Raw genomic sequence first — 23,757 nt, 5'->3', positions numbered from 1 at the left:
GCGTTCACCGGCGCGGAACCGGCCGGGAGAGCCGCAGCTCGATCAGGTTTGCGCCGCGCCGCAACAGGTCCACCCACTGCTCGGGGTCGTGGTCGAAGCGGGCGGAGGACCAGCCGACCGACAGGCTGCCGTACGGTTCGCCGCGCAGGAAAACCGGCACCGCGAGCGTCGCCACGCCGGTGTCGTACTCGCCGGTGGTGAACGCCCAGCCCCGGTCGGCGATCTCGGCCAGCTGCTCGCGCAGGACGGCGAGGTCGGTGACCGTGTCCGGCGTGAACCGCGCCATCGGCCGGCCCGCGAACAGCCGGTCGCGCTCCCGCTCGGGCAGGAACGCGAAGTACGCCTTGCTGGTCGCGCCCGCGTGCGCCGGATACAGCTCGCCGACCAGCGAGTAGCCGCGCAGCCGCCCGTCGGTGCCTTCCGCGGCCAGCACGCACCGGGTGTGCGCGCCGTCGGGCAGGGACAGCAGGGCGGCGTGCCCGGTCTGGGCGGCGAGGTCGGAGAGGACCGGGACCACCAGCAGGTCCAGCGCCCCGGCCCGGTCCCACAACCGGCCGAGGTGCAGCGCGGCCGGTCCGATCCGGTACCGGCGGGTGCTGTCGTCGCGGACGAGGAACCCGCGATGCGCCAGCACCGCCAGGAGCCGCTGCGCGATCGACGTGTGCAGCCCGAACTCGCGGGCCACCGCGGTGACGCCCCATTCCGGGCGGGCGCGGTCGAACGCGAGCAGCACCTGCAGCGCGCGGTCCGCGGTCTGCGGCAGGCCGGGCGGGGTGGCGCGGTCGTCGGATTCCGGCATCCGGCCATTGTGCGAATAACGGGAAATGTTTGTAAAGCCGGTGTGCGCGGGCTGAGTCTGGTCGGACCCCCGCGGCCTGACTTTTCAGAGGAACCACATGCTCAAACACGTCCTGGAACTGCTCGAAATCCTCGACGACCCGGCGGTGACCGGGAAAGAGGTCGTCGCCTACCTCGACGCCGTCGCCGGCGCGGCGGGCAGCGGCGCGGAAATCACCACGGTGACCGGCGACGCCGGACGGACCGACTTCGTCCGGGTGCGGGTGCCTGGCAGCCGAGGCCGCACCGCGGGCGGCGACGCGCCCACCCTCGGCGTGGTCGGCCGGCTCGGCGGGGTCGGTGCCCGGCCGGAGGTGACCGGCTTCGTGTCCGACGGGGACGGCGCCGCCGCCGCGCTGGCCGCCGCCGCCAAGCTGCTGTCCATGCGGTCCCGCGGGGACGTGCTGGCAGGCGACGTGCTGATCGGCACGCACGTCTGCCCGGACGCGCCCACCCTCCCGCACGACCCGGTGCCGTTCATGAACTCGCCGGTCGACATCGCCACGATGAACAGCTACGAGCTGTCCGCCGAGATGGCCGCCGTGCTGTCGATCGACACCACCAAGGGCAACCGGGTGATCAACCACCGCGGGCTCGCGCTGTCCCCGACGGTGCGCAGCGGCTACATCCTGCGCGTGTCCGAGGGCCTTGGCGAACTGCTGGAGACGGTGACCGGCGCGCCGCTGGTGACCTACCCGATCACCACGCAGGACATCACGCCCTACGGCAACGGCGTCTACCACCTGAACTCGATCCTCCAGCCGGCGACCGCGACGGACGCGCCGGTGGTCGGACTGGCGATCACCTCGGCCGCGACGGTGGCCGGCTGCGCGACCGGGGCCAGCCACGAGACGGACATCGCGGCCGCCGCGCGCTACGCGGTCGAGGTCGCCAAGCAGTTCGGCGCGGGCGCGCTGCTTTTCCACGACGAGGCGGAATTCGCCACCTTGCAGGGTCGCTACGGCTCGATGGCGCACCTGCAGACGCTGGGCACGGAGGTGGCCGGATGAGCACCGCGACGAAAACCGCGAAGCACGCCAAGAAACGGATCGGCAACGACGACTACTCCCTGCGCCGCGTCCCCGAGGACGCCCGCTACGGGTTCGGGTCGATGCTGTTGCAGTGGCTCGCGCAGTCCGGGTCGCTGTCCCAGTTCGTGCTCGGCGCGACGCTCGGCGTCGGAATGCGGTTCTCCGACGCGTTCTGGGCGTTCACGCTCGGCGCGGTGATCCTGGAGGCGGTGATCTTCCTGATCGGCCTCGCCGGCCAGCGCGAGGGTCTCACGATGACCATGCTGACCCGGTTCACCGGCTTCGGCCGCAACGGGTCCGCGCTGGTGAGCCTGGTGATCGCGATCAGCCTGGTCGGCTGGTTCGGCGTGCAGAACGGCATCTTCGGCAAGAGCATGAACGCGCTGGTCGGCGGGCCGGTCTGGCTGTGGTGCGCGGTGTCCGGCGCGGTCTTGACGCTGCTGGTGATCTACGGCTTCAAGTACATGATGTGGCTGGCGAAGATCGCGGTGCCGCTGTTCTTCGGGCTCGTGGCCTGGAGCGTCATCTCGACGCTGTCGGAGCACTCGGTGGGCGCGCTGATGTCGGCCGCGCCGACCGCGACGGCGATCTCCGTCCCGGCCGCGGCGACGATCATCGCCGGCGGCTACATGACCGGCGCCGTGGTCGCTCCCGACATGACCCGGTTCAATCGCAAGGGCTGGCACGTCCTGCTGCAGAGTTCGGCGTCGATCGTGCTGTCGGAGTACATCGTCGGCATGACCGGCGTGCTGCTCGGGCACCTGGTCGGCAGTTCCGACGTCACCCGCATCGTGCTGTCCACCTCGGGCTTCGTCGGCCTGATCGTGGTGGTGCTGGCGACCGCGAAGATCAACGACTGGAACCTGTACGGCTCTTCGCTGGGCGTGGTGAACTTCGTGCGGACGGTGTTCGGCCGTCCGCTGCACCGCGGCGTCGTCACGCTGGTGATCGGGATCGCCGGGACGGTGCTGTCCGCGGTCGGTTTCCTGCAGCACTTCACCGCGTTCCTGTCGCTGCTGGGCGTCGCGATCCCGCCGGTGGGCGGGATCATCGTGGCCGAGTACTTCCTGGTGCGCCGGCTTTCCACGCCGCTGCGGGAAACCCGGGCGGCCGGGCGGGTGCCCGCCACGATGCCGGTCTGGGTGCCCGCCACCCTCGCGGTGTGGGCGGCGGCGTTCTGCGTCGGCAAGTTCGTGCACTGGGGCATCCCCGCGCTCAACTCGTTGCTGACGGCGGCGATCCTGTACACGGTGCTGGGCTGGGCCGGGCTGATCCGGCCAGTGGGCTCGGTGGAACTGGAGGAGGTGGCCCCGTGAGCAGCGCGCAGGACGAGGTGGTCGACCTCTGCCGGGAGCTGATCCGGATCGACACCTCCAACCCGGGCGTGGCCGAGCGGCCCGCGGCGGAGTACGTCGCGGAGAAACTCGCCGACGCCGGGCTGGAACCGACTCTGGTGGAAAGCGCACCCGGCCGGGCCAGCGTGTTCGCCCGACTGTCCGGAGTGGACTCTTCGCGGCCCGCGCTGCTCCTGCACGGGCATCTCGACGTGGTGCCCGCGGACGCCGACGAGTGGAGCGTCCCGCCGTTTTCCGGGGAGATCGCCGACGGCATGCTGTGGGGCCGCGGCGCGATCGACATGAAGGACTTCGACGCGGCGATCCTCGCGCTGGCGCGGCAATTCGGCCGCACCGGCGAGAAACCGGCGCGAGACATCGTGTTCGGGTTCCTCGCCGACGAGGAGGGCGGCGGGAAGTTCGGCTCGCACTGGCTGGCCGAGAACCGCCCCGACCTGTTCGAGGGCGTCGGCGAGGCGATCACCGAGGGCGGCGGGGTGTCGTTCGACCTCGGCAACGGCAGCCGGCTGTACCCGATCGAATGCGCGCAGCGCGGGCAGGCGTGGCTGCGGCTCGTCGCCACCGGCCGCGCCGGGCACGGCTCCTCGCCGAACGACGAGAACGCGGTCACCGACCTGGCCGAATCGCTCGCCCGGATCGGACGGCACCGCTTCCCGGTCCGGCTGATCGAACCGGTGCGGGTGCTGCTGGAACGCGCGGGCGAACTGCTCGGCGTCCCCTTCGATCCGTCCGATGTGGACGGAAGCCTGGCGCGGATGGGCCCGGTGGCCGACCTGGTGAACGTGATCCTGCGCAATTCGGCGAACCCCACCATGATCTCCGGCGGGTACCAGGTCAACGTCATCCCCGGCCGGGCCACCGCCGCGGTCGACGGCCGGTTCCTTCCCGGATACGAACAGGAACTGCTGGACACCATCGACGAGCTGCTGCTGCCGTCGGTGCGCCGCGAATTCATCCACCACGACATCGCGATGGAGAGCGGTTTCGACGGTCCTCTGGTAGACGCGATGTGCGCCGCCGTCACCGCGGAGGACCCCGACGGCCACCCCGCCCCGTACTGCAACGCCGGCGGCACCGACAACAAGGCGCTGTCCGCGCTCGGCATCCGCGGCTTCGGGTTCAAAGCGCTGCGCGTCCCGCCGGAACTGCCCTACAACCGGCTCTTCCACGGCGTCGACGAACGGGTGCCGCTGGAATCGCTGCGGTTCTCCGTCCGGGTCCTGGAACGGCTGCTGCGGACTTGCTGAACAATGGCGGGCGAACCAAGGAGAATCGCGTGACTGACCTGCTGCTGCTGTCCAATTCGACCAACCACGGCCACGGCGCGCTCGAACACGCGCTGGACGCGGTGTCCGAGGTGCTGGACGGGCGCACCGAGCTGGTGTTCGTGCCCTTCGCGCTGGCCGACCACGACGGCTACACCGAGCGCATCGCGACCGCGGTGGCGCCGCTCGGCGTGCGGGTGCGCGGGCTGCACACCGCCGCCGACGCGGTCGCCGCGGTCCGCTCGGCTCCGGCGGTGTTCACCGGCGGCGGCAACACGTTCCGCCTGCTGTCCGAGCTGTATCGCCGCGAGCTGCTGGAACCGTTGCGGGACAGGGTGTCCGAGGGGATGCCCTACCTCGGAGCCAGCGCGGGAACCAACATCGCCGGGCCCACGGTGCGCACCACCAACGACATGCCGATCGTGGAGCCGCCGAGCCTCGCCTCGCTGGGCCTGGTGCCGTTCCAGCTCAACCCGCACTACGTCGACCCCGACCCGGCCAGCAGGCACATGGGGGAGACCCGGGAGAAACGGCTCGCGGAATTCCACGAGTGCAACGACATCCCGGTGCTAGGCCTGCGCGAGGGCACGTGGCTGCGAGTGCGCGGCGACTGGGCGGAACTGGCGGGCGTGTCCACGAGCGGCGGCGCTCCCGGACGGCTGTTCCGCCGCGGCAAGCCCGGCGAGGATGTGTCCGGCGACGTCAGCGACCTGCTCGCCCCCGCGAGCGAACCGGTGTGGGGCTGACACCGGTCTGGGCGACGGAGGAAAGGGCTGAGCCTGCGGGCTCAGCCCTTTTTTTGTTGCGCGGCGGATGATCACCGAAGCCCGAAGCCCGAAGCCCGAAGCCCGAAGCCCGAAGCCCGAAGCCCGCGGACCGCGCCAACCCCGCCGACCCCGTGCCCCGGACCCCCACCCCGCTGACTCGCTGATCGCAGACCGCAGCCCCCCAACCCCGCCGACCCGCGAACCGCAGACCCCGCCGACCTCAGCCCCGCCCATCCCCAAGCCCGCCGACCCGCTGGTCGCAGACCGCCGACCCCGCCGCCCCGCTGATCGCGGACCCCCAACTCCGCCGACCCGCTGATCGCGAACCGCAGTCCCTCCGATCCCGGGTGTCGTTGTCGTGCCTGCGGAACCGATCCCGCCGCGAGCCAGGCCGGGTGAGCGTGCCTCAGCCCAGCCCAGCCCGCCGCCCCTAACCTGCCCCCCGAAACCAGCCTCCCGAAAGGACTCTGCCGAGATAGCTTGACACAAGCATCTTAGGACAAAGATACTTCCCGGCGACCCCGCCGGCCGAGGCGGCCGGTCCGGAACCGCGGCGGGTCCGCGCGGTCCGGGCCGCCTCGCGATGGTCCGGCCCGGAAAGGAACCGTCGTGACCGTGCTGAGGGAAGGCCGCCGGCCCGGCGCGCCGCTGTCCGCGTGGCTGGGCGTGCTGGCGCTCCTGGTGGTCGTGGCGGTTTCCTACATCGACCGGGTCAATGTGTCCGTGCTGATCACCGATCCGGCTTTCACCCAGCATTTCGGGATCGCGGGCAACCGGGCGGCGCAAGGCGCGCTGATGACGCTTTTCCTTGCCGGCTACGGGATCGCGGCCATGCTGATCACCCCGTGGTACGAAGCGGTGTTCGGCGTGCGGCGCGGGCTGCTCGTCAGCCTGGTGTGCTGGGCGCTGTTGACGCTCGCGTCCCCGTACGCCGGGGGCGCGGTGGTGCTGCTGACGCTGCGGTTCCTGCTCGGCGCCAGCGAGGGTCCGCTGTTCTCGCTGAAGACCATGTACGTCAAGGACAATTTCGCCGAAGGCGCGTGGGGCAAGCCCAACGCGGTCAGCTCGATGGGCGTTTCCCTGGGCACGGCGCTGGGCATCCCGGTGATCACCTTCGCCCTCGTGCACTTCGGCTGGCACGGCTCGTTCCTCCTGCTCGCGGCCCTCAACCTGGTGGTCGGGCTGCCGCTGGTCGCCGTGTTCGTCCGGGCCTCGCGGCACCGGACGGCCGTGCGGCAGCCGGCGTTGCGGCGGTTCGCCGGAGCGCTGCGCACGCCCAAACTCGGCTGGATCCTGCTGATCGAGGTGGCCACGCTCGGCTATCTGTGGGGCAGCACGTCCTGGCTGCCGTCGTATTTGCTGCAGGCGCGGCATTTCTCGCTGGCGCAGATGAGCGCGCTGTCGGCGCTGCCGTTCGTGGTCAGCCTCGGATCCGGTTTCCTCGGCGGGTACCTCATCGACCGGATGCCCGCCCGCCGGGTGCCGCTCGTGCTGGTGATCGGCAGCGTCGGCACCGCGCTGTGCGCGACCACCGTCACCCTCGCCGACTCGCGCTGGCTCGCCGCGGCGACGCTCATCCTCGCCAACGCGTTCTGGGGCCTGCAGGGGCCGGCGATTCCGACGCTGGTGCAGCAATACGCGCCGGCGGGCACCGTCGGGAGCGCCTACGGCCTGATCAACGGAGTCGGCAATCTCGTGTCCGCGCTGCTTCCCACGTTGATGGGCGTGGCGATCGCCGCGGGCGGCGACCACGGATTCGCCGCCGGGTACGCGCTGCTCGCCGCGACGCAGCTGCTCACGCTGCTCGGCGCAGTCGTGCTTCTCCGCGGCCGAGGCCCGGCCGGAAACGAACCGGCTGCGGCCGATCTGCCCGCGGTGGCGGAAGAGTCCCGTTAGGACGGACGCGGCGGCGTCGCGCGAACACCGGATAGGCTCCCTTCCGCACCCTGGCGAACAAGGAGTCGATGACGATGGACCCGGTCGATCAGGTAGTCGCGGACTGGGCGCGGGAACGCCGCGACCTGGACGCCTCGCCGATCGCGATCTTCGGCCGCGTCCGGCGGATCGCCGACCTCGCCGCCGGAAGCCTCCGCGGATACCTGGCGTCGTACGGCCTGACCCCGGGCTCGTTCGACATCCTCTGCAACCTGCGCCGAGGCGGCCGTCCCTACCGGAAGACGCCGTCCGAACTGGCCGCCTCCGCGCTCGTCACCTCCGGCGCCCTGACCGGACGGCTGGACGCGCTCGAGCGCGACGGGCTGATCCGCCGCCGCGACCACCCGGCCGACCGCAGGGTCAGCTACGCGGAACTGACCGCCGCCGGCCGCAAGCTCATCGACCGCGTCCTCGAAGGACACCTGGACCGGGAGGAAGCGCTCCTGGCCGGTCTGGACGAAGCCGACCGCAAGGACGTCGAACGGGCACTCGCGCTGCTGGAACACACGGTCCGGGCGGCTGCTCCGGCGCAGTAGCCGGCAGGTGTTCATTCGGGCAGACAACGAACCCGCAGAAGCCCGGCGAACTCCCAGGCTCCGCAGCCGTGGCTAGCGTGATCATCATGAAAGGCGAGAAGCCCACTGCGTTCGTCCTCGTACACGGAGCCTGGCACGGCCCGTGGTGCTGGGAACGGGTGAGCGAGCACCTGATCGCGCGCGGTCACGAGGTGATCTGCCCGTCGCTCCCGTGCGATAACGCCGAGGCAGGCCAGGAAGAGTACCTGGCGGTGATCGAAGACGCGCTCCGCGGCCGATCCGACGTCGTCCTCGTCGCGCACTCGATGAGCGGCATGGTGGCCCCGCTGGCGACCGGCAACCCGGCAGTCAGCTCCCTGATCCTGCTCGCAGCCCTGCTGCGCAAGCCCGGCGCGACGTTGACCGACGACGGGGCAGCACCGCTTGCCGAGCCGTTGCAGAAGGTCGTCGCCACGGCCGTCGTGGACGAGTCCGGACGCGTGGTCCTGGACCCGGCCGACGCGACCGACGTGCTGTACCACGACTGCGCCCCGGCGGACGCCGCCGACGCGGTCAGCCGATTGCGCCCCACCGCGAATACCGTGGGCCAGCAGATCTGTCCTGACTTGCCGCAGCGCCGAGTGCCGACCACGTACGTGTCTTGTCGAGACGACCGCGCGGTGAACTGCGACTGGAATGCCGCCCGCGCCCAGGAACTGCTCGGCGCCGCGGTCCGTGAGATCGACGGCGGACACTCGCCGTTCTGGTCGGCACCGGAAGAACTGGCGGCTCTGCTGGTCGAACTGGCCTGACGGAACGCGCCGCATTGCGGTTCCTCGTTCGTTTTGCCAGTCAGGTGGGTGTTGCCGGGGACTCCTCGATCCAGACCTCGTTGCCGCTGGAGCAGTCGCCGAGGTCCGGTCAGCGAGCCCCGTTGAAGTTGACGCGCAGGGTGTAGACCGAACTCGACGCGGTGATGAAGAGTTCGTTGCCGCGCGGCCCGCCGAAGGTCAGGTTCGAGCAGATCTCGGGCATCCGCAGCTTGCCGATGCGGGTGCCGTCCGGCGCGAAACAGTGCAGTCCGTCGTGAGCCGCCGCCCAGACTCGGCCGGCGGTGTCCACCCTGACCCCGTCGAACGCCCCGCTGTCGCAGGTGCCGAACACCTCGCCGCCGGTGAGCGCGCCGTCGCCGGTCACGTCGAACACCCTGATATGACTGGGATTCTGCCGCGTGTCCGCGATGTAGAGCCGGCTTTCGTCGACGGAGAAGGCCAGTCCGTTGGGCCGTTCGAAGTCGTCGGCGACGATCCGGACCTCTCCGTCTACCGGGTCGACCCGGTAGACGTGGCAGGCGCCGATCTCGCTCTCCTCCTGGTACCCCTCGTAGTCGCTGTCGATGCCGTAGCTCGGGTCGGTGAACCAGATGGATCCGTCGGACCGTTCGACGACGTCGTTGGGGCTGTTGAGCCGGCGACCGCGATAACGCTCCGCGAGCACGGTCACGCTGCCGTCGGGCTCGGTGCGCGTGACGCGACGGTGGCCTTGCTCGCAACTGACCAGCCGCCCCGCCCGGTCCCTGGTGTGGCCGTTGGCGTAGCCCGAAGGCTGCCGGAACACGCCGACCTGGCCGGTGGTCTCGTCCCAGCGCAGGGTCCGGTCGTTCGGGATGTCGCTGAACACGAGGTACCGGCCGGCCGGGAAATAGACCGGCCCCTCGGTCCAGCGGCATCCGGTGTGCAGCCGCTGCATCCACTCGTCGCCGTTGCAGCGCGCGAACCTCTCGTCCAGTTTAACAAACTCAGTCTTGACCAGATCCACTGATTCCCCCAAAATCTGAACGTCATATCGTCACCAGCTTGTAGTGCCGAACCTGATATCGTCAAGTCCATGGATGACTTAGATCGCGGGCTCCTCGCCGAGCTGCAGCGCGACGCCACGCAGGCCTATGCCGCTCTGGGGCAGGCCGTGGGACTGTCCGCGGGCGCCGCGCACGAGCGAGTCCGGAAGCTGCGCGAACAGGGCGTCATCCGGCGGACCACGATCGACGTCGATCCGTCGGCGGTCGACCGTGGCGTGGCGGCGTTCGTGCTGGTCGAGGCCAACGCCTGGATGGGCGACTCGCCGACGAGCGAAGCGCTCGAGGCGCTCCCCGAGGTCGTCGAGGCGCACGTCATCGCGGGTCCGGCTGCCCTCTTGGTGAAGATCCGGACGTCGACGACAGAGGAGCTGCAGGCCTCGCTTCGCCGCCTCTACGCGATCGACGGAGTCACGAGCACTCAGGCGATCGTCGTGCTGGAGACCTTCTTCGAGCGTCCGCTCGACACTGCTTCCGGGAGCGGCGGGCAGTAGACCCCGGCGTCGGGCGGGGATTCCACGACTTCGCCGCGGTGCATCACGAGCTGATGAACACGTAGGTCAGCCCGCGTCCGCTTGCAGATCCTCGAGCAGGGTGAGAATCTCCGCCGACTTGCCGAGCGTGGAAACCGTCTCGTCGCAGACAATCGGCTTCGGGTGCAAGCTGTGCGCCAGCGCGGTGTCGACCCGTAGTTCGGGTGCAGTCCGACCCGCGCCGGCAGATCGGCCGCCCGCTCCCGGATCAGCGCCATGGATGCGCAGCGGGCACCCGATTCGCCTCGATCGTCATCCGGGGGATGAGCGAGGAACGCGGGTCCTGAAATACCGTCTGCACGGCTTGGCACCGTGCGGTGGTCGGCCTTCGGCAGTCCGGCGTGCATCCGGAGCACCACCCACTTCCCGTTCTTCGCCGAAATGCCCCACGGCGGGTGCACATCTCCCTCTCGGCAACGTTCGGAACCGATCTTCATTCGGTTGGCCTAGCTCTGTAACGCCGCTGCCCGGGTGGCGACCCATTCGTGTGCGAGCCGGTCGCGGACTGGGGGAACAGCGGGGAGGACGGGTGGCCGACTCAGGCACTCACGTCGAGGTTGCCGGGGATTTCCGTGGGCAGTTGGTGGTCGGCGACCACAACATCACCGTCTACGCCGAGCAGTCGGTGGTCACGGTCGTGCCTCCAGGTCAGCAGCCGCGGCCGCAGCGCCGGCCCAGCGCACGGCTGCTGCCGCGGCGAACGACCCCTCCGTTGGGCAGGGAGCAGGATTTGGCCGCGGTGCGTGCCGCGGTCGCCGAGCGCGATCTGGTGCAGCTGTACGGGGTTCCCGGCGCCGGCAAGAGCACGCTGCTGCGCCACGCCGCCAGGGAGCTGGCCGAGGACCGTGCGGACGTGGTCTTCCTGCCCGCTCGCGGGTGGGAGGTCGGGGATTTGCTGCAGGAGGTGTTCGAGACCTGTTATGAGGCACCCGGTTACCGCCCGTCCCCGGCGGAACTTCGCCGCTTGATGACCGAGGTGCCGTTGCTGCTGCTGGTCGACGATCTCGATCGGTCTGCCGACGAGCGAGCCGTGCTTCTGGACGGAGTGCCCGACGCGACGGTCGTGTGTACGGCCGCCGAGCGCAGCGTGTGGAACGACGGCGTGGCGCTGCCCGTGACCGGCCTGACCGAGGAGTCCGCGCGCAGCCTGCTGGCTGCCGCGTTGGGGCGGCCGTTGCGGGCGGAGGAACAGGCCGCCGCGTTGGAGTTGTGGCAGGCCAGCGAGGGTCTGCCCCTGTTGCTGCTGCGCGCGGTCACTGCCGGAGCCGACGGCGAGGCGGCGCTGGTGCGGGCCGCGAGCTTGGGGGAGTTGCTGCCCCGGGTACTGACAGTCCTAAGTGGACCCGCGAAGGAAGCGATGGCGTTGCTGAGCCTGCCCGGGGCGCCGGTGTTTTCGCCGGTGGTCCTGCCCTGGCTGGTCGGTGATGCCGCCGCGCTGCCCGAGGCGTTGGCCGAATTGACCACGCGCGGCTTGGTGCTGGAGGACGACAGTGGTTACCGGCTGGCCCCCGGCGTCGCCGACGCGCTCCCGTCCGAGTCAGCCCTCCCGCCGGATGCCGCGGAACGTCTGGCCGCCGGTCTGCTGTCCTGGATCGCTTCGCCGCACCTGCCGCCGCAACTGGTGGCCGAGCACGCCGAATTGATCGGCGCGGTCATCGACGTCACCGTGACCGCCGGGGCGGCCGAGGCGGGCGCGCGGTTGGCCAAAGCGGCCGCTCCGTTCGCCGCGTGTTCGCTGCGGCTGAGTGCGTGGGAGCGCATCCTCGGTCGCGGGAAGATCGCCGCCGAGCGCGCCGGAAACCGTTCGATCCTGGCGTATCTCACCCACGAGGACGGGATCCGCAGCCTGGTGACCGGAAAACGGGCGGCCGCCGCGGTCGCGATCGGGGCAGCGGTGGCGGTATGGCACGAACTCGGCCAGGCAACCCAGGTCGCCGTGGCCCAGCACACCCAGGCGATCACCGGCTCCGCCGCACATGCCGGGGCGGGCGGTCACGCCGCCGTGCACGCCGCGGGTCACGCGAGCGCGCATGCGGCCGCTCCTGCCGCGAAGACCGCGGCAGTCGGCGCGAAAAGCGTTGCGGGGACCGCCAAAGGTACGGCGTTCGGAGTGAAGGCCGGGGTCGGACTGAGCACGAAACTCGCCATTGCCGGGGCAGCGACGGTGGTCGTCGGCGGGGCCGGCTACCTGGGAGTGCAGGCCTTCGTGCCCACCGCCACGACCCCCGCCGCGTCCGAACGGCCGGCGGCAGCAGTGGCCGCGCCACAGTTGACTGGCCTCCAGTTGAAGGACGCTCTGGCGCCACAGTCCTCGTTCCCCGACGACATGGGGGTCGCGGCGGGCAGCGAGGTCACCAGCGGCGCGACCCTGAGCACGGCCCAGCCGCAGCACAACCTGGCCGCGATGAGCTGCACCGACTGGTCGACGCTGCTGCTGAAAACCACGTTCGTCCCCGGTTTCGGCGAATCGGCGTTCGCCGCGAACACCCACGCCACCGACCCGGACCGCCAGCAATCCATCTACGTGGACCAGGCGATCTATCAGTTCCCCTCGGCCACCGCTGCCTCGGCGTTCTTCACCGGGGTGCGGCGTGTGCTGTCCAGCTGCGGCAAACCGGACAGCCAAGGCGGGCCGCCGCTGAGCGACGCCGCCTTCGAGGGGCATCCGGGGTTCACCGTCGGTCTGACCCCGTTGCTGCGCACGGCCAACAGTTACGACCTGTACGGCGCGACTGATCCGCGTTACGTGCTCGACGGCGACTACGTGTACGCCATGTCCGAGGGAATCGGCCGCAACAGCCTCGTCGGCTCCCTCCACGGCCTCGATTATCTTGTCCCGCAAGGACTCTCCCGGATGATCAGCAACGTCACCGCAGCGAACCCGGCCGCGCGAACCGGCCCGGCACCCACCGCGGCCACGACACCGAGCGCCACGGAACCAGCGCAGACCGGACCGGCCGCCGTGGTGCGGAACTACATCGACGCGATCAACGCCCGCCGCTACCAGCAGGCGTGGTCGCTGGGCGGCGACAAGCTGCACGAGACCTACAGCCAGTTCGTCGCCGGCTTCGCCCGCACCGACCACGACGAACTGACGATCGTGGCCACCGAGGGCAACGTGGTCACCATCAGCCTGACCGCCGTGCAAACCGACCGCACCCGTCAGACCTACTCCGGCACCTACACCGTCAGCGGCGGTGCCATCACCGCCCACTCGATCCGCCGCACCGGCTGATTCCCCCAACCCAGAAAGGCCAGACCCGATGCCCGAACCGGGACAAGACCGGATCACCATCCACGTCGGACGCGACCTCTCCGGCCAAGTGGTCCTCGGCAACGACAACACCACCACCGCCGGCGACCACCACGCCTTGGCGGCGGCGAGCCAGTCCGACCTGGCCGCCGTCACCGCGCTGCTCGAAGAAATCCGCGCCGCGCTGCCCGCCGACCTCGCCGGAACCGGCGGCGCCCAACTAGACGACCTCGAAGCGGCGATCACCGCGGACACCCCGGATCTGACCGCCATGGAACGAGTCCGGGACTGGTTCGCCCGGCACATCCCGTCCCTCACCGGCGCGATCCACCGGACAGTGCTGCACCCGGTAGTGGTCAAGCTGGTCGCTGCGGCCGGTGACACACTGGCCGCGGACTTTCGTCGCCGCTTCGGCAGTTGAACCGCTTCGCTGCCACGGGAAGGGGTCGGGGGACAACTCGCGGTGTGCGTCAATTCCCTTGCTGTGCAAAGGAATTCGGCCAGCGTCCGAGATCTGGAGCCGCGGCGCGAGTGACGTATCCGGAGTGCGTCCGAAACTCCCTGGTCCCGGGAAGCGTGGCGTCAGGTTTCGGTGTGGACCGGATCGGCGGTGAACGAACGCGGCGAACTTTGTACGGCCTGGGGGGCAGGGCGTGGCCGACGAAGTTCGTCAGGAGTGGCAACTACCGCCGTTGCGGGAAGGCTTGCCGCGGGTCCTGTGGGATCGCGAAACCGCAAGCTTTGGCCCATCGGATAGCCGACCTGCGACTGGATCATGCCTAAGCAGGCGTGACAGCGCCGAATTTGCGGGTGGCGTAGCCGGAGCGCCGGTGACTCCTGGGCGAGCAAGCCGATCCATGGACTGGCCGCTCGCAGCATGAAGTAACAGAGCCCAAAAGTGCTGTGCCTCCAAAAGCACTGTGCCGCCTCAGGACGCGGTGATGTTTTCGGTGGCGGCCCAGCTGGCGAGGAGTTGCAGCCGTTCCGCGGAGGCCGAGTCGGGTGGGGCGGTGTAGGCGGTGAGGGTGAGGCTGGGGGTCGGTGGTGAGCTGCATGGCTTCGAAGTCGAGGGCGAGTTCGCCGACCGCGGGGTGGCGGAATTCCTTGACGCCGGTGCGGTGGAGGCGGACGTCGTGGGCGGCCCAGCGGGTGCGGAAATCGTCGCTGCGGGTGCAGAGTTCGCCGATGAGTTCGGTGAGGCTCTTGTCGTGCGGGTCGCGGCCGGCCTCGCTGCACAGGATGGCGACGGAGGTGTGGCAGGACTTGGGGTGATCGGGGAAGAAGTCGTGCGCGGCGAGCCAGGACTTGCCGGGCCGCCTCGGCAGCGTCCTTGCCCGCCGATTTCGTCAGCCGCTCGTCCAGTTGCTGCCGTATCCGGCGGCTGTCGCCGACGAGCCGCCGAACGCGGTCGGTGAGCTGGGCGCGTCGCACTCGGCTGTCGGCGGGATCCGGCACCCTGCGCGACGTAGCCGAGACGCTCCAGTTCGAGAAGATGCTTCGAGGCCGCCTGCTGGGTGACGCCGAGAAGGCCGGCGAGTTCGGCGACCGTGGGCGCCCGGTCGATCAGGCAGCTCCGCCAGGAGCGCCCTGTTCGCGGAACTGCCCGCCAGCCAGGCGAGTTCGGCGAGGTCGGTGTCGGCCGGGTCCAGTGAAGTCACCGCGTCAACCATGCAATTGACAGCCCATGCTGTACAACTACGGTTGTTCTTATGGCTCATGACCCGGTTGCCGTTGCGACCTCCCTGCTGCGGGCGCTTGAGGCCGGGCAGTGCGGCGAGGATCTCCGGAAGCACTTCGCCCCGACGGCGTCGACCGTCGAGCATCCGAACCGGCTCAAACCCGCGGGCGCCCGCGCCACCCTGGACCAGATGCTCGCGGCGTCTGAGGTCGGTGCCGGGCTGATGTCCAGCCAGCGGTATGACGTGCGCTCGGCGGTAGCGGCCGGGAACACCGCGATCCTTCGCCTCACCTGGAGCGGTGTGATCGCGCGTGACGCGGGCCCTTTCCGCCGCGGTGACGAACTCGTCGCGCACATCGCCCAGTTCGTCGAGACCGCCGACGGCCTGATCACCTCGATCGAGACCTTCGACTGCTACGAACCATTCGACATCCCGTCGTGAACCTCCCGCGCCCGCGCTCCTCGGCATGGTGCCGTCATCGGGCACATGTCACCGCCTCCTGGCCTGGTCGCCTTTGGCGGTCGGCGATGGTTCAGGGTCGCCGCTGCGAGTCCTCGTCCTGTTCCGCGGCAGGAAAGAAGATCGCGGCCATCAAGTGGGGACGGCGGGAAGGGGCCGGTTCGTTGCGCCACCGCGCCCGGAAGACGGCCCGCAGTTCGCCGATCAACTCGGCGAGTTCGTCGGGGCTGAGCCAGAAAGTGTCTTGCTTGTAGCCCACCGAGTCGTTGACGGGGTTCGCGTCCGGCCGGTCGAGGTGCTTCTTCATCGCAGTTACTCCGTAAAGCGGCTGAGCGGTCCTGCGGGCCGGATAGCCTGCGGGTGTGCCCGGCGAATGCACTGGGCACACCCGCCTTTGTCCGATCAACTGGATACCCGGCGAAGACAGGAGGCTGGTCTCGGGTGACCGAACCGGTGACACAAGCATGGCAACGGATCACCACGGTGCTGCGAGAACACGCACCGACGACCGCGCGGGCGATCCGCGCCGCAGGCCCCGTGGACAACGTCCGGGAACTTGAACGCCTCGTCGGCCTCGATCTGCCCGCCGACCTGCTCGCCTGGTGGAGCGTCATGGACGGCATCGACGACGAGCGCGACCACCGTTCCGGGACACTGATACCCGACGGCTTCATTCCTCTCGCGGTCACTCGAGCCCGAGAAGAATATGTTCGACAGCACGACGCGCTCGACCCTGGCTGCTGCACCGGGAACGGCGAGCATCACAAACCGGCTGGCGAGCCCGTCTTCCCTTACTGCACCGCACTCGTCCCGATCTGCCGCTCCATCGACGGCGGCCTCCTCTGCGTCGACCTGCGTCCCGGACAAGACCACGACTGCGTCATGACCTGGTACGCCAGCGAAGGCGCCTACGCCGTCGAATGGGACGACGTCACCGCGATGCTCGCCTACGTCGCTGAACGCCTCGACGACCACGCTCTCCAGCGCCTGCCCGGCCAACCCGAAAGCCGCGTCATCATCGATGACGACGGGACGCTGAACTGGGGCATGGCCGCCAACTGACGCGCACATTCAGCAATAGCACCAGTGCCATCGTCACAGGCTGAACGCCCTCCGGTTCTCGTCAGCGGGCCGGCGCGGCGATGGTCGGCGCGCCGTTGCTGGAGAGAACCCAGGCGCGCCGCTGGCAGGCACTCAGGCCCGGACCGGCGCCGCGTTTCACTGAGTTTTCTGGAAATGGACGAGTCGCTCAACACGGTCCAGTCCGAACGCCAACTTGTCAAACTGGGCTTGCAGATCAAGGCTCACGAGCGACGCACGCGGAGATGCAGAAAGCCCGCCGTAAAAGGGCCGTCGCCGTCACCGGAGCGGTTGTCGGTTCGGTCGGCGCGGTACTGATGGCTGTGCATGGACCCGCGCTCGCGGTGGCCGTCACTGCCGTCGCAAACCGCACGCACGCCCCCGAACCCTGCGCACTGCCGGGATCGAACTGGACCCGGTACGCCGCACCGTCGTACGCGACGGACGACAACTCAGCCTCTCGGTGAAGGAGTTCGCGGTTCTCGAAACGCTGCTGCGAGCGAGCCCCGGCTTCCTGAGCGCCGAGACCCTGCTGGAACAGGTTTGGGACGAGAACGCCGACCCGTTCACCAACACCGTCACGGTCACGGTAGGCCGGCTGCGGCGCAAGCTCGGCAGCCCGCCGATCATCACCACGACCCCGGGAATCGGCTATCGGATCGCCCCGCCCGCCGACCATCGAGGGCGCGCGGCGGAATAATTCGAGCTTTACATCCCCATTTGCTGAACTGGACGATTCGGATACCCGTCTCGGCGTTGCGAGAACGCTGACTCGCGCCCGGCCTCCTCGACGAGAGACGTGGTCCGGTACAGAGCGCTGAATCGGTCGAACGAATCGTTCGTCTCCATCGCGGCTTGTCCTGTCCACGACAATGGACGACCCGTCCATCAGGTCGGCGGTGTTGAGAACCGCAGCGACAGCGTGCACGATCGACGCGTACTGATGCGCCTGCATCTCGTGCGGCAGCCGGACTCGAATCTCTTGCGAAGTTCCCATGCGCGCGCCATCTTCTCTCCGCGAGAGGGGCGTCCAGTTTCCGGCCGGCCGTGAGTTCGCCGGTCCTGCGCTGGGCGAGCTCACTACGGCCCGCGTACTACGCAACACTGACGCGAGGTCACCGTGGTGAGCACCCCCGAGGCTCCGCTGGCGGTCCAGCACGTGCGCGCCATGCTGGCCGCCGAGTTCGACGCGCTGGGCCACCACCGTCTCCGGAGCGGGTGCCGCTGAGGGGACGGTGGTGACAGGGCCTGCGGTCAGCCGCCGCAGGCGGGAACCGGGGCGACGTCCACGGCGGCGTCGATGACTTCGCTGGTGGTGTGGTTGACCGCGTGCGCGGTCATGTGCTGGTTGGTGCCCGGGTGATTGGCGGTCGCGTGCTGCTCCCTGATCCCGGTGGTGGTCGAGACGTCGTCGCCGGTGAAGAAGACTTGCTCGTTGTCGGCGAAGGTGATGGTCCAGACCTGGCCGGGGATGTTGGTGTGGATCTCGAACTCCTCCCCGACGACGAAGCTCCCGCCCGGCCCGTCGTCATCGTGCTTGGACTTCAGCGTCCACGACGTCCCCAGGCTCCCGGCGCCGTCGGCTTCCGAGGTGGGGCCGCACCGCCGGCTGGCCTCGGCGTTCCCGGTGGTGACGACCAGGCTGAGCAAACCAGCGACGACCGTAGTCGCCGCAATGTGGTTGTACCGCACGGAATCCTCCCTGCTCTCAGCAATGCAATTGTCTATACCTGTGGATATGCGAGGGGGTTACACGGGAGGAAAGAGCACGTGGTGGTGCCCGCGAACTGCCCGTTGGCCGCTGCGCGGGTGTAGCTGATGGACAGAGTCTCCTGGCGGATCTCCACCACGTTGACGGCGTTCTGCCGCAGGCCGGAGGACCGTCGGGTGAAGATCGTGCTGTCCGTCGACTGGCCGCCGATCGAGGACGGCAGCGGAGTGTCGGTCGGTGTGGCGCCGAACAGTTCCCCGACGAAATTGGGGCTGTTGAACGTATCGAGCATTCCAGCGCTACCGGGAATTCAGCGATCACTCCCTGAGCGGTCGCGACGCTCGGTACCGGCACGGAACTTCAGCGACCGCTTTTGCGGCCGAGCAACTGCAGGGTCTTCGACCGCAGCGTTTCCCGACTGGCGCCCTTGCCCTCGGTCGCGGATCTGATCCGCGACCGAGACGCCGCCCCAGTGGGCTTGCCCCGGGTCGGGGTTCGGTCCCGACTACCGCCTGCGGCCGCTGCGAGGTGCGGACGCTCCTTGAGCACCGCGGCCACGTCCTCGGAGATCGCCTTGGCGTCGATCTCCGAGGACGTCGGTGACCTAGCTGCCCTTCTCCGTCCAGGTAGCGCGGGCCGTCGGCGGGGTTGGCCCACCCGCGAGCGGCGGCACGGATCTCCGCGTTGATCGCGGAGATTGATGGGTGTCGAGCGCGTCCGTCAACTCGCCGCCAGCTTGACTCGGACCACGCCCAACGCACAACGCATCGGCGGAGTCGGCCAGGTCATATTAGTGCCTAACGACCACCGCCGCCGAGCTGCCGGTTCCCAGCAGGTCACAGTTTCCGCGTACCGACGGCTCGACAGGAGGTGTCACGGGGTTAGGTCAGTAGTCGAACGCCACGATCGCAGGGTCGGAGCAAATGTCAAAATTATGAGGCCTGTCTTCGCACACCTTGATTGTCGCCCGCACCTTGTTTGAATCGCCCCGCAGCCCTTTCGACAAACTCGTAGGTACGTATTTCATGCGTTCAGTGCGGTCGGTCTGCTTGTATTCCTTCTCGGGATACCATACCGGATTGGAGCCGCCGACCGGGGTTCGCCAAAAAGACCAGTGCACTTCGACGTAGACCGGGTTCCCGTTATTGAGCATGTCGACGTAGTTGATGCCGGCCGTGGCATATACGCCGCCGTTGTTGGCGAAATCCCCGTAGGCCTTGGCGTGCAGCGTGCCGCCGCTGTAGGCGTTGACCGTCCAGTGCGCGTTGGCCGCGGAAGCCGGCGTCGGCGCGAGCACGGTGCCGGTGGCGACACCAGCGGCGGTGGCCGCGAGAGCCACCACGGAGCGGAACTTGGACATGTGACGTTCTCCCCTCGAATCGATCACCACCGGGGCGGGTGACCGAACGAGCATCACGCTACGAAGATCCGTCCTCGCCTCGTCATCGTGCGGTCCTTCCGCAGGTCAAACGGGCTAATCGTGAACCGGAGGAGGGGAGCCCATGGATTTCCGCGTGCTGGGGCCGGTGGAGATCCGGACGGTTCAGGGCAGGCTCGCGCTGCGGAGCACCCGGCATCAACGGCTGTCGCACGTCTGCCGGTCGTGCACAGCATGTTCTTTTGCCAGACCGGCAAAGATGTTTGCCCACCGCCCGCCACAGGAAGTGGGATGTGGAGAAGCACCAAGGCCCCTGCAACTGACAGCCGATCACCCCTGGGGAGCGCGCCATGAACGATCACTTCTTCTCCGTCGTCAACATCGACGTCGAAGAGAGCAAGGTCGACGAGTACATGTCGTTGTGGGACGAGACGGTGGCCATCATGTCCGTCCAGCCCGGGTTCGTGAGGACGCACGTCTTCAAGGCACTGTCGGACGAGTCGAAGTACACGCTCGTCAACATCGCCGAATGGACGTCGAAGCAGGCATGGGAGGCCGCCACGAACACCTGCCCCATGCTGGACCAGCAGATCGCACTCGTCGAAGCCGCCGGCTACCGCGCGATTCGTTCCATCGGTCATCAAAACTGACACTGGACCTCCGAACGGACGGCGTCTCCGTCAGACCTGGCGACTCCGCGTCCGCACTGAGCGGCGAACCGACGTCCACCAGGGCATGCTCAGCCTCGCCTGCTCGATCGTCCGCCTGCGCAAAACTCATTCTGAACTGATCACTAAGCGCTGAGGTGACAGAAACTGCGCACAGCCGGTGACAGTTATCCCGCACAAGAGACCGCGAACCACCAGGCCGCTTGTCACTTGTGCGCGGTAGTTGGCACCAGGCTCGGACTGAGATGTGTCGACTGCGGGTGCCGAGCAACTGCATCGGCGCTACGGATCAGGATCCTGTTCGCCCTGTTCGGACACCCAGGCGTCCAGTTCGGTGACCCCGGTTCCGGCTCGCTGCGTGCGTACAAGGAGCAGCTCGTGCGGCCTGTCGAGCCGGCGCTTGTCACCGAGATCGCCGAGTGGCTCGCTGCCCGTCTGCTGAGCGAGGCGCAGCCGCCGACCTGAACGAGATCCGCAGCCATTCAGCGAAAGCTGGAAAGAGGGCGTTGTGGCACAACGCCCTCAGCAATCAACCCCGCGCCGCCTAGCCCGCGCGTACAGAGCCGCCCACGCTGTCATCACCGTCGCCACATGCCTGTTCAGGCATCCGCATCTGCCGCGTTGAGTACGCGTCCGGCCGTTCTCCAGGGGAGGCAGCGTCACGCTGGCCAACCAAAGCGCTCAGTTGCACATACCTGTCACCGAAAACATGCGATTGCTGCCACCTGGGCGGCGTGGTGCCAGGGGCACGGCTTAGACCCACGACGCCCCGCGTGGCGACGACTGCGTCCGACTGAGGCACCGGGTCCAGGGTTCCGCTGCGGCCGCATCTGTGCGGATGGACCGATCTCGCGATCGCCGGGACTCGCTGGCAGCTGGACTTTATCGGCTGGCTGGCCCGGGTCGTGACGCGTGGGCAGATTTTCATGGCAGCCGAGCGTGTCCGTTGTGCCTCGCGGATTCGGGTGGGTTTGGCTGGCGTGGTGGAAGCTGGTGTCGCCGCCGTCTGCCCGCGACACGATGTCGTCCTGGTGGATACGTGTTCTGGGTGCGGGTCGCGCTGCGGCGTGGATCGGCGGCTTGCACGCTCGGTCTTTCACGTAAACGGTTTCGTGCGCCGCTGCAGTGCGGGTCGGTAATCGGGAATGCCGCGTGTGATCGGCGGATCGACCAGGTGGCCGCCGCGGCGGAGCCTACCGGTACGGCTGTGTCGCAAGCGGAGATCCGCGCCACCGGTCTCGCCGCGGTGCAACGCACCCGCCAGGCCAACCCCGTCCAGCGCGGCAAGGCGAACCGGCCGCCCGGGAAAAGCGTCAGTCAGAATCCCGACGAGGACCGGAACCGGGCGCACCGCCGACTCGGCCCGGATCCCCTCGATCTCGCGCATCGCGCCGGCCATCTCGAACCGCCGCCGATCCGGGCGGCCGGACAGTGCCGCGCAACTGGGTGGGCGTGCATCCGGCCATCGTGCGGACCTCTTTCGCGAAGTGCGCGTGGTCGGTGTATCCGCATTCGTGTGCGATCGATGTCATCCCGCCCTGGCGATCCTGTTCGAGCAGGCGCACGGCGTGCTGGAAACGCAGGATCCGCGCGGCGTTCTTCGGGGACACCCCGATCTGTGTCCGGAAGCGCAGTTCCAGGGTGCGGGTGCTGATTCCGAGTTCGTCGGCCAGGGCGGCGATGGGAATCGCGCCGTGAGCCCGCCGCAGGCGGTGCCAGGCGGCGTCCGTCATCGCATCGCCGCGCTGGATCTGGAGCGCACCGAGCAGGAACTGGTCCAGGATGGCGAACCGGGACTGCCAGTCCGCCGTCTCCGCGAGCCGCTCGACGACGTCGCGTGCCGCGGGGCCGAACAGGTCGACGAGGTCGGCCCGCATGTTCGCGAGTTCGGTCATCTTGACGTCCAACAGGGTGAACGCGGCTCTCGGGGGCAGCACCACCGCGATGCCGCTGTGCGGTCCCGCCTGGGCGAACCGCACGACCCGGTCGTGCAGGCCGAGCACTGGGACAGCCAAGCTGCGCGGCAAGGGTTTCCCGTCGAGCGTCCAGCGAAGCGGCGACTCGAAGTCGAACAGCACCACCACGAACCCGCGCGGGAACAACTGTCGCGCCGTTGGTCGCGGGGTGAAACTTCGGTACCCGGCATATCCGGCGACCGTATCGCGCAAGGCCGCGTGCGGAGTTCCCCTCACCACCTCGCGAGGCTCGACCTGCGTTTGGTAAGCGGCCATGATGGTTCGCCAGTTTCGCATCGACACCCTCCCCTGGCATCGAAAGCTCGACAACCGGCGCAGTGCGGCAGGCTGGCGAGTTCGTTCCCGAGAATCCCACGATGATCTCCTTTTGGCCAGGACAAAGGCCGGACCGGCCAATTCCTGCCCGCTCGGCGCCCTGGGCGTCCAGTGCCACACCACAGTGGAGGTCTCTGCTGCCTGCCCACCGCGAGGGCGACGTTGATTCGCATTTTTACAAGGCCGACAGCCGATTCGGCGTTAACGTCCAAGGCAGCCCTTCGCCGAGCGCCCACGGGTGCTCCGCGTGCGGCTATCCGGCCCGGAGGCATCCCCGAGGAGAAATATGTCCACATTTATTCGGCGAACTCGTTTCGGCCTGCTCGCGATCGCGTTGACGGGCGCGATCGGCCTGGCTGCCGCGCCTGCGCAAGCCGCCGCTTCGCCGGCACTCCCTTCACCTGAAAGACATGCGGCGCAACCTGCCGGCAACTACACGGGATGGGACGGATCCCGAGTCAAAGCGGCGGACAATCCGGATGTGTATCTGGTCTTATGCGGTTCACGCAGATTGATCCCGAACCCGGCCACCTACGAAAACCTTTTCGTCGACTGGAACGGCATAGTGACAACCGATCTGAACAGCATTCCGCGCGGCTATGATGTGTCCGACGGCGCCGCACTGGCGAAAGGCCCCAGCACGGACGCGACCTTTTTGATCAGCAACGGCGTCAAGAGGTGGATCACCAGTCCGGCCGCTTTCGACCAGTATCACTTCGCCTGGCCGAAGATCCGCATTGTCGACCAGGCGTGGCTGGACGGATTGCCCCGCGCGTGCGATCTCTCCTAAGGCAGCCGTCCTGACGCGGCGGTGATCAAGTCGAGTGTTCCGTGATCTTGAGTGCTTTCGCCCGCGGACTCGGCCTCGGCGGTCTTTCCGGACAGCCGGGGCCGAGTCCCGCATCGGCTCCTCCGGTCGACCGCGGTCTGTTCGCCGACAGACGTGCCGGATCACCGCAACACCCTTGCGCGCCGGGGAACGCGGGGAAGATGTCTCCGATCAGCTGTCGAGCGGGAGCCTCAGCGGACCACTCCCGCTCACGCGGGGGAACGCTTCTTAGCCTGGGAGTTTATCTGGGGGTGACTGGATTTTCATTCGCTTGTGCTGGCCAGCGTGGGATATGGGTTCAACGTAGTTCTTCGCT

Annotated in this window: 22 protein-coding genes and 1 pseudogene; 15 read left to right on the top strand and 8 right to left on the bottom strand. The window is 68.7% G+C overall.

Features of this window, described 5'->3' with window-relative positions; genetic code table 11:
- Positions 1-4: 4 nt before the first annotated feature.
- A complete protein-coding gene (locus ACZ7OI_RS17390) occupies positions 5-799 on the bottom strand; it encodes an IclR family transcriptional regulator (RefSeq protein WP_470265217.1) in 795 nt (264 codons plus the stop codon).
- A 97-nt stretch (positions 800-896) separates the two neighbouring features.
- On the opposite strand from ACZ7OI_RS17390, the gene ACZ7OI_RS17385 reads away from it, so the two are divergent.
- The 7 genes from ACZ7OI_RS17385 (at position 897) to ACZ7OI_RS17355 (ending at position 8,517) form a co-directional block, all read left to right on the top strand.
- Positions 897-1,847, top strand: a complete 951-nt coding sequence (locus tag ACZ7OI_RS17385; protein WP_470265216.1) for a DUF1177 domain-containing protein — start codon at positions 897-899, stop codon at positions 1,845-1,847.
- Positions 1,844-3,184 carry a cytosine permease gene (locus tag ACZ7OI_RS17380; RefSeq protein WP_470265215.1) on the top strand — a complete coding sequence of 447 codons (1,341 nt, stop codon included), beginning with the start codon at positions 1,844-1,846 and terminating at the stop codon, positions 3,182-3,184. Before ACZ7OI_RS17385 ends, ACZ7OI_RS17380 begins: the two co-directional genes overlap by 4 nt.
- Positions 3,181-4,470 (top strand): M20/M25/M40 family metallo-hydrolase, encoded by a 1,290-nt coding sequence (locus tag ACZ7OI_RS17375; protein ID WP_470265214.1) that lies wholly within the window; start codon positions 3,181-3,183, stop codon positions 4,468-4,470. The genes ACZ7OI_RS17380 and ACZ7OI_RS17375 overlap by 4 nt, the downstream gene beginning before the upstream one ends.
- Positions 4,471-4,499: 29 nt before the next feature.
- A complete protein-coding gene (pepE, locus tag ACZ7OI_RS17370) occupies positions 4,500-5,234 on the top strand; it encodes a dipeptidase PepE (protein ID WP_470265213.1) in 735 nt (244 codons plus the stop codon).
- A gap of 630 nt (positions 5,235-5,864) precedes the next feature.
- Positions 5,865-7,151: an MFS transporter gene (locus tag ACZ7OI_RS17365; protein ID WP_470265212.1), complete on the top strand. Its 1,287-nt coding sequence runs from the start codon at positions 5,865-5,867 to the stop codon at positions 7,149-7,151.
- A 68-nt stretch (positions 7,152-7,219) separates the two neighbouring features.
- Entirely contained in the window at positions 7,220-7,726 is a 507-nt protein-coding gene (locus ACZ7OI_RS17360) for a MarR family winged helix-turn-helix transcriptional regulator (protein WP_470265211.1), read from the top strand.
- Positions 7,727-7,812: 86 nt separating this feature from the next.
- Complete coding sequence (locus ACZ7OI_RS17355; RefSeq protein ID WP_470265210.1) at positions 7,813-8,517, top strand: alpha/beta fold hydrolase; 705 nt, start codon at positions 7,813-7,815, stop codon at positions 8,515-8,517.
- A gap of 109 nt (positions 8,518-8,626) precedes the next feature.
- Here ACZ7OI_RS17355 and ACZ7OI_RS17350 read toward each other — a convergent pair whose 3' ends face one another.
- Positions 8,627-9,523: an SMP-30/gluconolactonase/LRE family protein gene (locus ACZ7OI_RS17350; RefSeq protein WP_470265209.1), complete on the bottom strand. Its 897-nt coding sequence runs from the start codon at positions 9,521-9,523 to the stop codon at positions 8,627-8,629.
- A 69-nt stretch (positions 9,524-9,592) separates the two neighbouring features.
- Here ACZ7OI_RS17350 and ACZ7OI_RS17345 point away from each other — a divergent pair, with 69 nt between their 5' ends.
- The 3 genes from ACZ7OI_RS17345 to ACZ7OI_RS17335 all read left to right on the top strand — a co-directional run bounded on the left by ACZ7OI_RS17345 (position 9,593) and on the right by ACZ7OI_RS17335 (position 13,767).
- Positions 9,593-10,054, top strand: a complete 462-nt coding sequence (locus ACZ7OI_RS17345; protein WP_470265208.1) for an Lrp/AsnC family transcriptional regulator — start codon at positions 9,593-9,595, stop codon at positions 10,052-10,054.
- Between the two features lie 568 nt (positions 10,055-10,622).
- On the top strand, positions 10,623-13,328 hold the full coding sequence (locus tag ACZ7OI_RS17340) for a hypothetical protein (RefSeq protein ID WP_470265207.1): 2,706 nt from the start codon (positions 10,623-10,625) through the stop codon (positions 13,326-13,328).
- Positions 13,329-13,356: 28 nt separating this feature from the next.
- Entirely contained in the window at positions 13,357-13,767 is a 411-nt protein-coding gene (locus ACZ7OI_RS17335; RefSeq protein WP_470265206.1) for a hypothetical protein, read from the top strand.
- 358 nt (positions 13,768-14,125) lie between these two features.
- Here ACZ7OI_RS17335 and ACZ7OI_RS17330 read toward each other — a convergent pair whose 3' ends face one another.
- Entirely contained in the window at positions 14,126-14,584 is a 459-nt protein-coding gene (locus ACZ7OI_RS17330) for an MmyB family transcriptional regulator (RefSeq protein ID WP_470265970.1), read from the bottom strand.
- A 471-nt stretch (positions 14,585-15,055) separates the two neighbouring features.
- Here ACZ7OI_RS17330 and ACZ7OI_RS17325 point away from each other — a divergent pair, with 471 nt between their 5' ends.
- The gene (locus ACZ7OI_RS17325; protein WP_470265205.1) at positions 15,056-15,466 is read left to right on the top strand and encodes a nuclear transport factor 2 family protein; all 411 of its coding nucleotides are present in this window, start codon (positions 15,056-15,058) and stop codon (positions 15,464-15,466) included.
- Positions 15,467-15,557: 91 nt separating this feature from the next.
- Here the strand turns inward: ACZ7OI_RS17325 and ACZ7OI_RS17320 are convergent, their stop codons facing one another.
- On the bottom strand, positions 15,558-15,791 hold the full coding sequence (locus ACZ7OI_RS17320; RefSeq protein WP_470265204.1) for a hypothetical protein: 234 nt from the start codon (positions 15,789-15,791) through the stop codon (positions 15,558-15,560).
- 134 nt (positions 15,792-15,925) lie between these two features.
- Here ACZ7OI_RS17320 and ACZ7OI_RS17315 point away from each other — a divergent pair, with 134 nt between their 5' ends.
- Positions 15,926-16,546, top strand: a complete 621-nt coding sequence (locus ACZ7OI_RS17315) for an SMI1/KNR4 family protein (RefSeq protein ID WP_470265203.1) — start codon at positions 15,926-15,928, stop codon at positions 16,544-16,546.
- Between the two features lie 376 nt (positions 16,547-16,922).
- Positions 16,923-17,264: pseudogene (locus ACZ7OI_RS17310) on the top strand (winged helix-turn-helix domain-containing protein); the annotation flags it as partial.
- Positions 17,265-17,818: 554 nt separating this feature from the next.
- On the opposite strand, the gene ACZ7OI_RS17305 reads toward ACZ7OI_RS17310, so the two are convergent.
- The 3 genes from ACZ7OI_RS17305 to ACZ7OI_RS17295 form a co-directional block, all read right to left on the bottom strand.
- A complete protein-coding gene (locus ACZ7OI_RS17305; RefSeq protein ID WP_470265202.1) occupies positions 17,819-18,256 on the bottom strand; it encodes a hypothetical protein in 438 nt (145 codons plus the stop codon).
- A 32-nt stretch (positions 18,257-18,288) separates the two neighbouring features.
- Complete coding sequence (locus ACZ7OI_RS17300) at positions 18,289-18,567, bottom strand: thioredoxin domain-containing protein (protein ID WP_470265201.1); 279 nt, start codon at positions 18,565-18,567, stop codon at positions 18,289-18,291.
- A 594-nt stretch (positions 18,568-19,161) separates the two neighbouring features.
- Entirely contained in the window at positions 19,162-19,635 is a 474-nt protein-coding gene (locus ACZ7OI_RS17295) for a hypothetical protein (protein ID WP_470265200.1), read from the bottom strand.
- A 368-nt stretch (positions 19,636-20,003) separates the two neighbouring features.
- On the opposite strand from ACZ7OI_RS17295, the gene ACZ7OI_RS17290 reads away from it, so the two are divergent.
- A complete protein-coding gene (locus ACZ7OI_RS17290) occupies positions 20,004-20,303 on the top strand; it encodes an antibiotic biosynthesis monooxygenase family protein (RefSeq protein WP_470265199.1) in 300 nt (99 codons plus the stop codon).
- 1,331 nt (positions 20,304-21,634) lie between these two features.
- Here ACZ7OI_RS17290 and ACZ7OI_RS17285 read toward each other — a convergent pair.
- A complete protein-coding gene (locus ACZ7OI_RS17285; protein WP_470265198.1) occupies positions 21,635-22,573 on the bottom strand; it encodes a helix-turn-helix domain-containing protein in 939 nt (312 codons plus the stop codon).
- 325 nt (positions 22,574-22,898) lie between these two features.
- Between ACZ7OI_RS17285 and ACZ7OI_RS17280 the strand changes: the two genes are divergently transcribed.
- Positions 22,899-23,402, top strand: coding sequence for a hypothetical protein (locus ACZ7OI_RS17280; RefSeq protein ID WP_470265197.1), 504 nt, complete (start codon positions 22,899-22,901; stop codon positions 23,400-23,402).
- Positions 23,403-23,757: the final 355 nt, after the last annotated feature.

It is taken from the genome of Amycolatopsis sp. NPDC114503 (assembly GCF_055633655.1).
This window is presented reverse-complemented; position numbering and strand designations above follow the sequence as displayed.